The sequence below is a fragment of the Pseudobdellovibrionaceae bacterium genome (genome assembly GCA_015163855.1).
GTDB lineage: Bacteria > Bdellovibrionota > Bdellovibrionia > Bdellovibrionales > UBA1609 > JAAOIH01.
In genome coordinates this window covers 54,747-69,312 of record JAAOIK010000009.1, presented here as the reverse complement: position 1 = coordinate 69,312, position 14,566 = coordinate 54,747, and the positions used below count along the sequence as shown (strand labels likewise).

Sequence of the window (14,566 nt, the reverse complement as noted above, 5' to 3'; positions counted from 1 at the left end):
TGCCCCTTCGCTACAAGAAGAATTATTTTTCTTTATTCAAAATAATTCTAAAATAAATTTATTTTTTATATTTGCTTCTAGTATTTCTTTTTCAGAATTACAAAAAAAATCTCTTTTAGTTAAAAACTTTCACACATTAGCTAAAAAAATAATCCGAGTAGACACCTCTTTAATAAAAATTGTAAATACTTCTTGTTTATAAAGCTTATGCTGAGCAAAAAGCCTCTGCCTTCTTTTTTAAATTATCTTAATCTTAAAGGTATCACGCCCGTTGCTGGCGATGGCGGGCATAGAAAATATTATCGCTTAACTACTCCAAACAGCAGTTATGTTTTAATGCATGACCCAGACATTAAAGCACAATACAAAATCTCACAAAAACATACTTTTTCTTTTGTTAATATGTACAATTTGTTTAAAGAAAATAATATTTCTGTGCCAAAAATAGAAAAAATTTTTTTAGAAGAAAGTTGTATTTTGTTAGAAGACCTTGGTGATTGCAGCTTATACAGCACTAAAGATAATGCCTTACAATTATACAAACAAAGTTTGCAAGAATTAATAAAAATACAAAATATTAAAAAAGATATTAACTTACCCATGTTTCAAAGTAGCTTTGATCTAAATTTTTTAATTCAAGAATTTACTCAATCTCTACTTAGTATTAACAACTTTTATCATTCAAAAAATTTACTAACCAGTCTTTCTAAAGAATTAGTTAAAGAAATACATCTTTTTTGCACTTTTTTAAATCAAAGTTCTTTCTGCTTAGTGCACAGAGACTATCATAGTAGAAACATAATGGTAAAAAAACAGCAAATAAAAATTATAGATTTTCAAGATGCCCGCTTGGGTCACCCTTTGTATGATCTTGCAAGCCTTTTAGAAGACCCTTACGCAAAGCTTTCTTGTGAAAAAAAAGAAGAATTAAAAGCATATTTTAAAAAACAAGCCTCTTCTTTATTTCTAAATGATTTTAATACCCACTACTATAGCATAAGCATTCACCGCCTACTAAAAGCTTCCGCAAGTTTTATAAAACTTGCAAATAACGAAAATAATAAAGTACACAACTACTTAATAGACCTTCCCCATGCTGTAAAACAAAGCTATGATTACGTCATGAAGCTAAATTATCCAAACTTGCAAACATTTATTGCAGACCTTTATAAACATAAGTAACTACAAAGCATGAAAGCATTTATACTATCTGCTGGGCTGGGAAAGCGTTTGTTGCCCCACACTTTAAAGACACCCAAGCCTTGCATGCTTTTTTTAAAAACTCCTCTTGTTGCTTTTAACTTGCAGCATTTATTAAACATTGGCGTTACAGAGTTTATTTTTAATACTCATCACTTAAAAGAACAAGTGCAAGAAACTGTAACTAAACTTTTGCAAAAAAAAACTGTTTCTTACCATTTTAGTTATGAAAAAGCTTTGTTAAACAGCGCTGGTGGATTAAAAAAAATAGCTTCTTTACTAGATAAAGAACAAGATTTTTTAATGATTAATGCAGACAGTTTATGCTTAGGCAATTCTATATTTTTACAAAAAAGTATTGATTTTCATAAGCAGCACAAAGCCTTAGCCACCTTGCTGTGTTGCCCTAGCCCCAATAAAAGCTTTAAAACCATTGAGGTAAACCAAAATAACCAGGTATTAAATATTGGCCCTATCTCTGAAAATTATCTACATTATGCAGGATATATGGTAATTTCTTCTCAAATTTTCTCTTTAATAAAAATAGACAAAGCACATATCTTTACTGATGTTTTATTACCTTATATTAAAAACACTTTTTCTACCTCTCAACCTAATGTAAAAAAAGTTTTTGCTAATTACACTCCGTCATGGAAGTTTTTTGAAATGGGAAATGAAAAAGACTTTAAAAGTGCAGAAAAAGAATGCAAAGATATACTAAGTAGCAATAACCTAGAATTAAAAAATTATTTAAAGCAAACTGTTCAAAATTTTTCTGATTAAAATAATTATTTTCTATCTATAGAAAATTTACCGGCACCTAAAAGAGCAATAACTAACCCTGTAACAATATAAAACATTTGTATTTCAATAGCCCAAGATCCGTTAGGACTCAGCGTTAGTATATCTCCAGAGTGTACTAATATCGTAGCAACCAGTATATTAAAAGATAAAAGATACCCAGCCCATTTTGTTTTATAGCCAATAATTAATAGTAAGGGAGCTACAACCTCACCTATAAAAATACCGTAAGCAAAAAACTCTGGTAACCCTGCCTTTACCACTATCGATTTAATAAAGGCAATGCCTCCTTGTATTTTTCCTAAACCATGAGGAAGCATCATTCCTCCAACAGAAACTCTTAATAAAAATTTAGCAATAGCTTCGGACATACACTCTCCTTATCTGTATAACAAGTCTACCCAAGGCTACCTTTTGTACAAGTGTTTTATGGATTTATATAATAATGGGCTTACATTTCTTCGGGGCATTGAATGTTTAATACGCCTAAACCTTCTTTTATTATTGCCTGCACTAAATAGACTACTATTATATAAAAATTTTTATCTTTAGAAGATAAAATTTTATGGTGAGCATAAAACTTATTAAAAGCGGAACATAGTTGTAATAAATATTGAGCAATTAAATGAGGCTTAAAATTACAAAATGCCTTTGACAAAACATGGTCATAAGATAGCAGTAAAGATAAAACAGGTACAATTTTAAAGTCTACATCCTTTTTGTTAAAAAATTTATTTACAAAGCTTAAAGGAAGTTCAATTTGGCTTAAAGAATCTTTATTTAAATATTCTGCTAAAGTTTTTTTATCAAAAACAGCACTTAGTTCTTCAGAATTTTGCGCAACAAATTTTCTTAATAAACTTTGGCAACGCACAAAAACATATTGAACATAAGGGCCGCTGTCTCCTTCAAAATTTAATATTTTATCCCAACAAAACTCTACATCACTGCTTCTGTCACTAGATAAATCATTAAAAATAACTGCTCCTACAGATATTTTTTCGGCAATCGAATGCATTTTTTTATCATTCCAGTCGGAATGTTTAAGTTTAATTTTATCAAAAACTTTTTTATAAGCTTGATCTAAAATATCTTCTAATAAAATGACATGACCCTTTCTAGAAGACATTTTTGCATCTTTAAATCGATACATACCAAAATTAATATGATGACAATTTTTTGCCCACGGTTTTTTCATTTTTTCTAACACGGCAAACAGTTGTTTAAAATATAAATTTTGATCTTGCCCCACTACATATAAATTAATATCGGCCTTTAACTCTTCCATTCGATACCAAGCACTAGCTAAATCGCGAGTGGCATATAGCGAGGCCCCATCACTTTTTCGTATTAAGCAAGGAGGCATTTTTTGCTCGTCTAATTTAACCACCATGGCCCCTTCACTTTCTTCTAATAAAGACGCTTGTTCTAAAAATTTCTCCACCGACTTTAACCTGTCGTTATAAAAAGATTCTCCTTTAACCAAATCGTGACGAACTCCCAGGCGATCCCAAACTTTTTGATACTCGGTTAAAGAAATGTTAATAAATTTTTCCCATAAAACTACTATTTCTTTATCTCCTGCCTCTAACTGTTTAAAAATCAAAGATGCTTCTTTAAACATGTCTGAGTTAGATTCTGCTTCTTTATGAAAACGAACATATAAAGCATAAAGGGAGGAAAAACCTTTTTCTTTAAAGTCATACTCTGTACCCCACTGTTTATAAGCCCACACCAACCTTCCAAACAACACCCCCCAGTCCCCTAGGTGGTTTAGTCCAATTAATTTATATGACTGTGTTTTGGCAATATTGTATAAGGATTGCCCAATAATAGTGGCCCTTAAATGCCCAACATGCATGGGTTTGGCCACATTGGGCGAAGCAAAATCAATTAGCAAAGTTTTTCCCAACCCAATGTCAGAAAAGCCCCAACTTTTTTTGCCGGATACATTTTCTTCATAGGCCTTTAGTAAAAACATTTGCATAGAAGAGGCACTTAAAAATACATTTAAAAACCCTCCCATTGGCTGTGCTGTATCTAAAGTATCTAATTTTGCGTTATTAAGGTTTTCTGCCAAAAAACTCGCTAAATCCTGCGGCGAGCGCTTAAAGGCTTTAGTCCAACGAAAGACTGGCAACGATAGTTGACCTTGCGAAATTTGCTTAGGAATTTCTAATAATTCGACAATTTCTTTTTCTTCTGTCTTTAAAAGGGGAGCTAAAATAGAAGCTATTTTTTTTTTATAATTAAGCAACATAGCTATCCAGACTAACAAAAATATAATTTGACAGCAAGGGAAGAAAACAGGTAAAAAAGCCTAGCAATTCACTTTACTAATTACCCCTTCAATATACTTATGAATAAAGCACAATTTGTACAAAGTTTAGCTAAAAAATTATCTTGGCCCCAAAAACAAACGGAACAAGCCCTAAACGGCACCCTACAGTTAATTCAAGACTCTCTTGCAAAAGGTCATGAAGTAAAATTTATGGGCTTTGGCTCCTTTCTAGTTAAGGCACGCAAGAAAAAACAAATTAAAAATCCTAAAACTGGCGAAAGCATTGAAGTTCCACCTAGCAAAAGCCCTTGTTTTAAAGCTGGAAAACACTTTAAACAAAAAGTAGCCATTAAAAGAAAAGTAACAAAAACAAAATCAGTAATTGCAAAAAAAGAACAAAACAGTTCCTAGACAAAAAGATTTTCTTTCTTTAGTATTTTAACATGAAAACAATAAAAAATACGCTGTTCATTGCTGTTCTTTTCTCCATTGCCCTACAACTCTATTTATCTTTACATTACTACCAACTGCATAGTGCGCAAGAAAGCAGTGGTTCTATATGCAATATCAATAAAGTGTTTAACTGTGATGCCGTAAGCGCTAGCAGCTTTTCCAATATTGCTGGAATTCCTATTTCTAACATAGGCCTTGCTTTACACCTAGTAATACTGGCCCTTCTTATTCTGAATAAAATTAGCCCTTTAAACAGTCAAAAACGATTACAAAGTGCCTTAAACCTTGCCACTTTTTCTTTGCTGGGCTCCATTATAATGGCGGGCATTTCTGTTTTATTTTTAAATGTCTACTGCCTATTTTGTATCGGGCTTTACCTTCTTTCCATTATTATTTGGTTCACTTTAAGAAAACTACTTCCCCGCTCTACATGGAATATAAAAAGCTTGTTTAATAAAAACTTACTTTTGAAACCTGTTATTGCCATTGCGGTATTAAGCTTTTTTAGCCATGTTTTACTATCAGCTCCTAAAAATAAAGATTTTAAACGACAAATGCGTTTTATTGTAGACGAATGGGAGTCTAACCCTGCAATACACTTAAATGTAGCACCCATGCTACATTTAGGGGCTAGCAAAGCCAATGCAAAAATTATTATTACAGAGTTTGCTGACTACCAATGCCCTCACTGTAAACATGCAGACCCTAAAATCAAAGCCTTTGTTTTGGCCAACTCTAACAATACTCGTTTGGAATTTTACCCCTTCCCTTTAGATTCTCAATGCAATCCTGCTTTAAAATTTAGCAGAGGGGGCTTAACCTGCACATTAACTAAAGCCGTTTTTTGTGCCAATAAACAAGATAAAGGCTGGGCTGTTCATCACTTTGTTTTTGATAATCAATCTCAGATTAAAGATAACTACAATGCCTCTCAATTTTCTTTAGATATTAAAAAAGCCGTTCCGGGATTAAAAATTAATCAGTGGAAAAGTTGCCTTGATAGCCAAAAAACACAAGATAGTATTTTGGCCTTTGCGCAGGCTGGACAAACTGCACAGGTGCAAGGAACTCCTAGCTTTCTTGTTAATACTCGCAAGTTAGAAAACGCACAGTTTTTGCCAGTATTAGATGCCGTAAAGTCTAAAATTTTAAAAAAATCACGGCACTAGCCTAGACTATCCTATGGGTACAAAACTTTGACCCCTAGCCTTTTTTTGCTATACTTTTAGCAAGGACTTAGTTCTTTACCACGGAGAGGTTATGGATACTCAACTACAAAACCAAAAAACTTTACCAAAAATAAAGTTATCATTACTTTCTGTTAATTTTTTAAAGCAAGAAGATAGTAAAATTTTATTAAACTATGTAGAAAAGTTATACCAAATTGCTCAGCTGCAGCAACAAGATCTTTTAACTTTAAAAAAAGAAAAAGAAATTCAAGAATTAAAACATCAGAAATATATAATAAAATTTAAAAATAGAGTACGAAGACTGTTTCAAAATTATGCAAAGCAAAATCAAGAACAGCTTGGTAAATTAAAACACATTCAAAGTACTTCTCAAGAAATACAAAAACTAATTAAAGTGGCTCAAAGTAATAACAGTGAGCTAATCCAAGAAAATGTAAAACTTAATGATATTAATAAATACAGTCAAAAAACTTTATCTCAACTAAGAAAAGATCTTTTATTTTCCAAGCAAGCTCATGCTGATTTTGTAAAACAAAAAAACACTATCAAAGAAAAAGCCATGGTTGCGCTTAAGGCCTTAGAAGAAGAAATAAAAAACATAAAAATAAAAAATATAAAATATAAAGAGACTGCTGAAAGTAGAGATAATTATATAAATAAAATGCAAACCATTTTAAAAGAGAGTAAAAAAGCAATCGCAAAACTAAGCACTGACAATGCCGAATTAAACCTTCAACAAAAAATACAATCAAAAAACCAAAATACTTTAATTATTAAATTACGACAGTCTCAAGAAGCTCAAGAAAACCTAGAGCAACAAAAACAAGCTTTACAAAAACTAAATCAAAACATTAGCCTTAGTTTAAATCAATGCCGACAACAAATACAAAAAATGAAAAATGTAGAAACTTCCACATTTGCTTCCGAATCTAAAAAATCTTTAAGTAAGCCTGTTAAAAAACCCATTTCTAGGGTTCTAGCCAATCTATACTCTAGTTATAGTAAATAAAAGCTAATCCGGTGAACTTTTTTAATAAAAAAATTTATTTTTTATTTTTTTACCTGTGCATAATCATCTCTAATGCTGCTAATGCAAAAAAGCTGTCTGCTAAAAACCAATTACAACGTTTAAATCTTAAGCTTAAGCAAGACTTATTAATCAACAGTTCTTACTTTCAATACAAGTTAAAAGAAAAGAAAATTTACACTAAAGGAAAAACATATATCAAGGTTGGTGACTACCAATTTTATTCCACTTCTTCTACTATTAATTTAAAAAAGAAAGAGCTTATATTTAAAAAGGGAGTTCGGCTTACTTCTTCTGATTCGATTGTAAAATGTAAAACTTTATACTTTCAATTAAAAGAAAAAAATTGGCAGTGCTACAAAGCTGTTTTGACAACAAAACAATATCACTTTACTGGAAAAAAAATACAAAAACAGGGCTTACAGTATCATGTAGACAATGCGATTTTTACCTCTTGCAAGCATTGTAAAAAAAACTCTCCTGACTGGTCTATTCATAGCAAAAAAATTATAATTAAAAATGAAAGAAGCTTTGTTAAGGTTCCGACAATGTATCTTAAACGGCTGCCCATACTTGCCCTTCCCTTTCTGTCCTTTCCTTTTAATACAAATAGAGCTATTGGGCTACTAATGCCTAAAATAGCCTTTAGTAAAAAGTGGGGCTGGAGCTACTCTCAATCTTTTTTTATACCTTTTAATATCAACAATGATCTTACTATTAATGAAACTATATTTAGTAAAAAAATTATTAGAAGTGCTTTAGAGTATAGGCACATATTTGCAAAGAAAAAATATTTAAACTTTTACTTAAGTCACCTTTGGAATAAACCAGACCATACTCAATATACAGCCCTTACTTACAAGCACTACTTAGAGCATAAAAATAACTGGATACAAAGGCTCAGTTTTCAATTTATATCCAGCCAAAAATACTTACAAGGTTTTTACGATGAAGATGACCCTATTTTAAAAAAATATGGTGAAACTGCTTTAGAAAATAAAATATCTTTAACAAAAAATTTTCAAAACGAAAATTTTATACAACATACAAATATAAAAGGAAGCTTGTACCAAAATCTTTTGCATAAAGGTCCTTCTTTTAAAAAAAGTCTAATCTATAGTTTTCCTAATTTACAATATGCCCTATTAGCTAATAAAAAAATATTTAAGCAAGTTTCCACTAGTTTAAATCTTAATTTTAATCATTTTAATACCAACGGGAAAGGTTTTGTTTCTAGCAAGGTATTAAATGGTCAAAGAACTATCAATACCGACCCTTCTTCTTTGTTTAACCCTAGCACAGATATTATTACTTCTGGAAAAAGGCTACATATAAAGCCAAATATTAGTTTAAATTTTCAACCCAACAATCTTATAAAAACCAGTTTAACATTGTCTTATAATCAATTTCTATATTCTTTTAACCCCAAAGCAAATTCATTAAACACATTAGAATATAAAAACTCTGCACACCAAAGCTATTTAAATTTTAATTATTTTGCTAAAAGTAATTTTTATAAAATATTTTCTCAAAAAGGTGTAAAGTATAAGCATAATATAGAGCCTAGTGTAGAAATTTCTTATATCCCTACGGTTATAAACAATAAGCATTCTTTTTTTCAAAGCAATAAAAAAAATAAAGAACAAATATTAAGTGATAATCATTTTGCCAACCCCAATGAAATTATTCAATTTGACTACTATGATAGTGTGGAAAAAAATACCCGTATTAATTTTAAACTTTATAGCCAAGTAATTAAAAAAGCCAATGATAATTACGCTCGCTTATTAGATTTTCAAATTTCTCAAGCTTACGCTCTTGTAGGCAAAAATAATTATCAAGCCGAAAAACTTTTAACAAAAATGAATTTAACTATTAATAATTTAGGAATTTTAAGTAAGGCAGAATATAGCCACAGCAGTAAATTATTAAGTACAAGTAATTACATTTATTGGGTGTCAGAAAATAAAAACTATAAAGTAGACATAAACTATTCTAATACTTTTTTTACAGGCACAGAAAAAAATGTTTCGTATAATAAACAAGAAAATTTAAAACTAACTAGTTTAGTATCTACAGATAACTGGGGTGTCGAAGGAAGTGTAGATCTATTTAAAAGAATTAACCAAGGCCGACAAGTGCAAACCTGGGACTATCAAATTTTTTATCAACCCGATAATCACTGTTGGAAAATTAGCTTTCAACAAAAAACCAAATTAAAACAAGATAGTAGTTTTTACCTTGATTTAAAGTTAGATATATAAGCATAGCATTAATATAAAAAATCAAAAAAAATATAAAACTGTTTTTGTAACACATCTACAGATATTAAATGCGCACGCAAGGGAGAAAAATTTTTTTGTAAACACAAAAAACTTTTTTTTAATCGCTGCTTCTGTTTATTAGAAATAACCCCCATGTCAAAACTAGATGAGTTGTAAGACTTTACTTCTATTAGATGATAACAGCCTTTATAAAAAAATAATAAATCTACTTCAGAAAAATATTTTTTGCTGCGATATAAAACCCATTTATAAGACTTCTGTAAAAAAAAATTGATGACAAAAAATTCATTTAAATAGCCTTTTTGCTCTGAGGATAAATTTCTGTACCTACAAGTAGAAAAAATACTTTGCTTATTCACAAACTCTACCACTTGCAAAGCTTTAGATAAATTAAATAATAACTGTGAATCAATGGGAGGGGCGCTGTTATAGACTATATCGTTCTGGCCTGCGTTCTGGCCTGCGTTCTGGCCTGCGTTCTGGCCTGCGTTCTGGCCCGTGTTCTGGCCTGCGTTCTGGCCCGTGCTCTGGCCTGTGTTCTGAATTAAGCGCTTATTACTGCAAAAATTCTTTAACGCCTTTAAATGAAGATCTATGCTCCTGACAGGGACCCCATTTTTGAATAGCCTCTTTGTGTAATTTAGTTCCATAACCTTTGTGTTTTTCAAAAAAATACTGCGGGTACTGTCTTGCCATTTTAACAAGAAGCTTATCTCGAGTCACTTTAGCTACAATGGATGCCGCTGCAATTTCTTGATGCTTAGAGTCTCCTTTAATGACGGCTTTTTGCACAAACTGAGAAGGTAAATAAGGAATAGTAAATTTACCATCCACCAAAACAGTGGCTTCTTTTATATCTATTTTTTCCACAGCTCTTTTCATTGCCAATAAAGAGGCTTGCAAAATATTTAAATCAAAAATTTCTTTAACTGTTGCAAAAGCAACTCCAACTCGAGCCACCTCTATAATTAATGTGGCCAGTTCTTCACGAGCTTTTGCTGTTAGTAATTTAGAGTCTTTAAATAATTGCTGCGAAGCATACTCACGAGGTAAAACCACCGCAGCTGCAAATACAGGCCCCGCTAAACAGCCTCTACCTACCTCATCCACGCCAATAATGGTTTTATTGTGCATAAAAGATTTTTAATTATAAGGAATTTTATTTTTTTGTTTCTTTTTGCAAGACAACCGATTTTAGCCTTGCTGCTCGACCACTTAACTCTCTTAAAAAAAATAATCGGCCTCTGCGCACCTTTGCCTGAGAAATTAACTCAATACGATCTAAAAATGGACTAGAGAAAGGATATGTTTTTTCCACGCCAATGCTAGAAGACATTTTTCTTACTGTGAAACTTCTCCCCATACCACTACCTTGAACTTTTAAAACCACTCCTTGAAATTTTTGCAACCTTTCTTTGCCGCCCTCTTTAATTTTAGAGTAAACAGCAATAGTATCACCAGCCTTAAAAGCAGGAAGCTTTTTCATTGCTGTTTGTATGTCGGTAGCCTTTCCAAATGTAGCCGCTCTTACAAAATCACTCATAGTAATTACCTTAAATAAATTTTACTCTTTTTTACCTTAGTTATTATAAAGAAAAAAGCGAAGTTAATAATCTTTGAAAATCTACCTTTTATCTTAAAAAAGGTCAAGAAAAGTCAGGCTTTTATCTTTGGTTTAACTGTTTTGATAAATTCTATCCAATAAGATACTCAACGCAGAGCGAACAGATAAGTGATTAAAGCCTGATCCTGTATCAATAGGCTCTAATACTGCGTCACACAAATCCAAAAGAGAGGAGGACAGTCCATGGCCAGTTCCAAGTAATAATAAAACTTCCTTAGACTCCCCTTGGAGGGAAACTTTATTTTGTAGTTTTTCGGCAACCTGCTTTACACTAATGATCGGTAGGCCTGCAATTTTTTTAGCACTAGTAAAGATAATAAAGGGCTTTTTAGAAAACTGTAATAGTAGCTCGTCAAAATTTATCACACCGCTAACTAAACCTAAAGCTTGTGCTCTATTACTACCCTTAGTTCTCTTTAGCCTCCAGTGGTCTAAAACTCTAGACAAAAACGCTAATTGCTCAGGTACAGGATTTACAATAAAATATTTTTTTAAATTATAGGTTTTAGCACTTCTGGCAATGTCGTGAATATCAAAATGTGTAAGCGTGGTAATAATTTCTTCGCCTTGTTTATTTAATACCTTGTTGTGCATTAATGCGATAGATAATGAGCCCAGCGCTTTTGCACAAGTTTTTTTTTCTTCCCGATTTTTAAAAGCTAAATAGCTTTCATATAAATCGGGCCTTTTTTGTTGCGTAACACTAATGGACAAATCTTTTTTGTATTTTTCTATATCTTTATGATTTCCACTCATTAAAACTTCAGGAACCTGCAAAGATTGAAAAACGGCAGGCCTTGTAAATTGAGGCGCCTCTAAAAGATACTCACTAAAAGAGTCTTTTCGTGCAGAATCTTCATGCCCCAAAACCCCTGGTATAAATCGGCTAATACTATCAACAAGTGTTAAAGCGGGTAACTCGCCTCCACTTAATACATAGTCCCCCACAGACACCTCTTCATCTACATATAAGTCTAAAATACGCTGGTCTAAACCTCCGTAGCGACCACACAAGAGCGTAACCTCTTGGCAGTTTTTTGCCCAGTCTTGAGCCTTATTATGAGTCCACTTCTCTCCTTGAGGGGATAGATAGACCACCTTATGACTGCGGGGCTTTTCCGCGTTGCTTGTGGAAGTGTTTTTTATACCTAAAGAGGCTAAGGCTTTAGCCATGGGCTCGGGCTTTAACAGCATTCCATCACCGCCGCCATAAGGCTTATCATCTACGCTTTGGTATTTGTCTGTAGCAAAATCGCGCAAATTAACAATATTTACAGACAAAGTGTTATTTTTCACTCCACGACCTACCACACCACAAGACAAAGCTTGCTCAATCATTTCTGGAAAAATACTAATAATATTAAATTTCACAACGACCCTCTAGCATAAGTCAATTCTTCTAAACCTTCCACCAACGATAACTCTATTCGTTTTTTTTCTGTACAGACTTTATAATCTAAGTGTTTAAAAAAAGGAACATCAAAAAAATTATTGTCTAAAGTTTTAATTACTAATAAATTTTGCACACCATTAAAACCAAAATCTACCACCTTGCCACAATTTTTATTTTTATTAGTATCAAAAAGTTCCCAACCCAAAAATTGTAAAATAAAACCAGATTTTTGGTTTAATAAAAACGATTTTTCGAGCCAAAGCTGCGAACCTTGTAACTCTTCGGCCTTATTTCTATTTTCTAAACCACAAGTAACCAGAAAAGATTGTTTATAAGGGCGAAGGCTTTTTATTTCATACTCTAATAACTGCTTGTTATAAGCATACAATCTTAAATGTTTTAGTTGAGTGATCTCAATTACTGGAAAAGCAAATAAATGCAAAATAATATCACCGCCAATGCCATGAGCTGCAGACACATAACCCACAGGATATTCTTGCCAATGGACATCTTGTGATTTTTCGGGAAAAAAATGCTGAGGCTTAGAATTCAAAAGCTAAAACTACTCTACGATTTCTAAAGTGCTGCGCTTTTGTAGCTTAGAACTAGCCGCAGATAAAATAGTGCGCATTGCACGAGCTGTGCGGCCTTGTTTTCCAATAACCTTTCCTAAGTCACCAGAGTCCACCTTTAGCTCTAAAACAGCACCATGCTCCCCGTCCACTTCATGAACACTAACACTTTCTACATTATCTACTAAAGATTCTGCCATAAAAGACACTAAGCCTTGTAAGTTTGACGATTCCATACTAACTCCTTAAATTTTCTTCTTTAAAGAAAACTCTACTATTTTTATTATGTTTACTTAGCCGAGTACTTAGCCATTAAACTTTTTACTCTTTCGGAAGGTTGAGCCCCTTTAGAAACCCACTCCTCCACTCTATCCATTTTTAAAACTAAGCCATCGGTTTTTGCAAAAGGGTCGTAATGTCCAACGACTTCTAAAAAACGACCAGTGGCGCTAAATCTTTGGTCAGCCACAGTGACACGATATTTAGGCTTATGAGTACTTCCAAAACGAGCTAAACGAATTACTACCATATTATTCTCCAATTCCAGACACATTTTTACTAAGTTTATAAAAGAAAGTCTAGTGTTTTCTAGCACTTTACTTAAATAACTTCTACACCTAGCAAGTTTTCTCTTTAAATCGCTTAGAGGCTCTGGCAAATACCCCTCCCTTATCTTCCCCCGCTAAAAAAGAAGCCAAAGGGCCCAGCAACTGAGAAGAAAAATCACTACTACTTTCTTTAGGTAATACAGAGGGCAAATGATCTACGGCTGTCAAATATAAGTTGGCATTGGTATAAGGTAAAAAATGAATCGGCTTTTGAAAGGTGCTTTCCTTGCTATACAAAGGCAAAGGATTGTATGGCCCCGTAGGGTCACAACTAACATCCGATATTACTTTTAATTTATAGCCCGAGCTTTGCTGATTTAAAAAATCTTCATTCAAAAAAGGAGGAATGCGACTTTTTATAAACACACAATTTAGTAACAAATCGTGTTCTAAAATCTCTGTAAAAAGACCCCGCCCCTTAGTCTCTTTCTGACCCCAAAGGCTTGGTTGCAAGTTTACACTTTTTAATAAATCGGTAGCTCCAGTACCACAGCGGCCATCGGCCCCAATAACTAAAGTTTTTATTGACGAAACTGGTATTTTTTTAGCCTCCACTTGCTTTAACAAACCTTTTAAATGCTCTAAAAAATGCTCTTTTGTTTTATAGGAGGTTAGCTGATACTTTTTTAAATCTTGAGATAAAAATTGCTTTAGCAAAATTTCTAAACCCACAGCCGCGCCCACAAAACCGGCCCAGTACCCAAAGGCTGCCACTCTTTTTCCCTTTTCACTTACTAAATATTCTAAATCTAACAACTCTCCACCGCCACGCTTAAATCGTTGCAATAATTTATCAGAACCGGTTTGGTTTTTATAAGCATGAGCAAAATAAATGTGTTTATGTTTTAGCGGCGTGCTTTGTTCTTCTAATTCTTTTAAACCTAAAATATAAGCCTCTTTAGGGGCTTGTGTTTTCCAACTTCCCGCCTCTACTAATTGACAACCCACATCGGCATATAACTGATCGTCAAAAATGCGTACCATGGATTTTTCCACTACTACCTGCACTCCCTTTTGTATTAAAATTTCAGCAGACTTAGGGCTTAAAGCGCTTCGGTATTCAAAAGCTTTTACCTCGTCTCGTAACCACAAAATTACTTTTTCCATTTTATACCTTTGTTAGTAACTACTT

At 32.7% G+C, this 14,566-nt stretch carries 17 protein-coding genes; 7 read left to right on the top strand and 10 right to left on the bottom strand.

All coding sequences use genetic code 11. The annotated features are described in order from the left end of the window. The 3 genes from HAW63_01285 to HAW63_01275 all read left to right on the top strand — a co-directional run. Positions 1–202: hypothetical protein (locus HAW63_01285; GenBank protein MBE8162606.1), on the top strand; the 202-nt coding region annotated here is incomplete at its 5' end. 5 nt (positions 203–207) lie between these two features. Beyond that, positions 208–1,182, top strand: a complete 975-nt coding sequence (locus tag HAW63_01280; protein ID MBE8162605.1) for an aminoglycoside phosphotransferase family protein — start codon at positions 208–210, stop codon at positions 1,180–1,182. A gap of 9 nt (positions 1,183–1,191) precedes the next feature. Further along, positions 1,192–1,983, top strand: coding sequence for a hypothetical protein (locus HAW63_01275; protein ID MBE8162604.1), 792 nt, complete (start codon positions 1,192–1,194; stop codon positions 1,981–1,983). A 5-nt stretch (positions 1,984–1,988) separates the two neighbouring features. On the opposite strand, the gene HAW63_01270 is transcribed toward HAW63_01275, so the two are convergent. Together HAW63_01270 and argS are read right to left on the bottom strand one after the other, a co-directional pair. Continuing rightward, positions 1,989–2,372 (bottom strand): DoxX family protein, encoded by a 384-nt coding sequence (locus tag HAW63_01270; GenBank protein ID MBE8162603.1) that lies wholly within the window; start codon positions 2,370–2,372, stop codon positions 1,989–1,991. 80 nt (positions 2,373–2,452) lie between these two features. Next, complete coding sequence (argS, locus tag HAW63_01265; GenBank protein MBE8162602.1) at positions 2,453–4,261, bottom strand: arginine--tRNA ligase; 1,809 nt, start codon at positions 4,259–4,261, stop codon at positions 2,453–2,455. A 99-nt stretch (positions 4,262–4,360) separates the two neighbouring features. Between argS and HAW63_01260 the strand changes: the two genes are divergently transcribed. The 4 genes from HAW63_01260 to HAW63_01245 all read left to right on the top strand — a co-directional run bounded on the left by HAW63_01260 (position 4,361) and on the right by HAW63_01245 (position 9,216). Continuing rightward, a complete protein-coding gene (locus HAW63_01260; protein MBE8162601.1) occupies positions 4,361–4,693 on the top strand; it encodes an HU family DNA-binding protein in 333 nt (110 codons plus the stop codon). Positions 4,694–4,725: 32 nt separating this feature from the next. Beyond that, complete coding sequence (locus HAW63_01255) at positions 4,726–5,904, top strand: thioredoxin domain-containing protein (GenBank protein MBE8162600.1); 1,179 nt, start codon at positions 4,726–4,728, stop codon at positions 5,902–5,904. A gap of 91 nt (positions 5,905–5,995) precedes the next feature. Then, complete coding sequence (locus tag HAW63_01250) at positions 5,996–6,934, top strand: hypothetical protein (protein MBE8162599.1); 939 nt, start codon at positions 5,996–5,998, stop codon at positions 6,932–6,934. An 11-nt stretch (positions 6,935–6,945) separates the two neighbouring features. Next, positions 6,946–9,216: an LPS-assembly protein LptD gene (locus HAW63_01245; GenBank protein MBE8162598.1), complete on the top strand. Its 2,271-nt coding sequence runs from the start codon at positions 6,946–6,948 to the stop codon at positions 9,214–9,216. An 8-nt stretch (positions 9,217–9,224) separates the two neighbouring features. Here the strand turns inward: HAW63_01245 and HAW63_01240 are convergent, their stop codons facing one another. The 8 genes from HAW63_01240 to HAW63_01205 form a co-directional block, all read right to left on the bottom strand. Further along, complete coding sequence (locus HAW63_01240) at positions 9,225–9,596, bottom strand: hypothetical protein (GenBank protein MBE8162597.1); 372 nt, start codon at positions 9,594–9,596, stop codon at positions 9,225–9,227. Positions 9,597–9,792: 196 nt separating this feature from the next. Continuing rightward, entirely contained in the window at positions 9,793–10,371 is a 579-nt protein-coding gene (locus tag HAW63_01235; GenBank protein MBE8162596.1) for a ribonuclease HII, read from the bottom strand. 25 nt (positions 10,372–10,396) lie between these two features. Continuing rightward, positions 10,397–10,723 (bottom strand): 50S ribosomal protein L19, encoded by a 327-nt coding sequence (gene rplS / locus HAW63_01230; GenBank protein ID MBE8162595.1) that lies wholly within the window; start codon positions 10,721–10,723, stop codon positions 10,397–10,399. Positions 10,724–10,912: 189 nt separating this feature from the next. Next, complete coding sequence (gene trmD / locus HAW63_01225) at positions 10,913–12,232, bottom strand: tRNA (guanosine(37)-N1)-methyltransferase TrmD (GenBank protein ID MBE8162594.1); 1,320 nt, start codon at positions 12,230–12,232, stop codon at positions 10,913–10,915. Next, positions 12,229–12,807: a hypothetical protein gene (locus tag HAW63_01220; GenBank protein MBE8162593.1), complete on the bottom strand. Its 579-nt coding sequence runs from the start codon at positions 12,805–12,807 to the stop codon at positions 12,229–12,231. The genes trmD and HAW63_01220 overlap by 4 nt, the downstream gene beginning before the upstream one ends. Before the next feature lie 9 nt (positions 12,808–12,816). Next, positions 12,817–13,062 (bottom strand): KH domain-containing protein, encoded by a 246-nt coding sequence (locus HAW63_01215; GenBank protein MBE8162592.1) that lies wholly within the window; start codon positions 13,060–13,062, stop codon positions 12,817–12,819. A 53-nt stretch (positions 13,063–13,115) separates the two neighbouring features. Beyond that, complete coding sequence (gene rpsP, locus HAW63_01210; protein ID MBE8162591.1) at positions 13,116–13,355, bottom strand: 30S ribosomal protein S16; 240 nt, start codon at positions 13,353–13,355, stop codon at positions 13,116–13,118. 88 nt (positions 13,356–13,443) lie between these two features. Continuing rightward, positions 13,444–14,541, bottom strand: coding sequence for a saccharopine dehydrogenase (locus HAW63_01205; protein MBE8162590.1), 1,098 nt, complete (start codon positions 14,539–14,541; stop codon positions 13,444–13,446). Positions 14,542–14,566 lie beyond the last annotated feature (25 nt).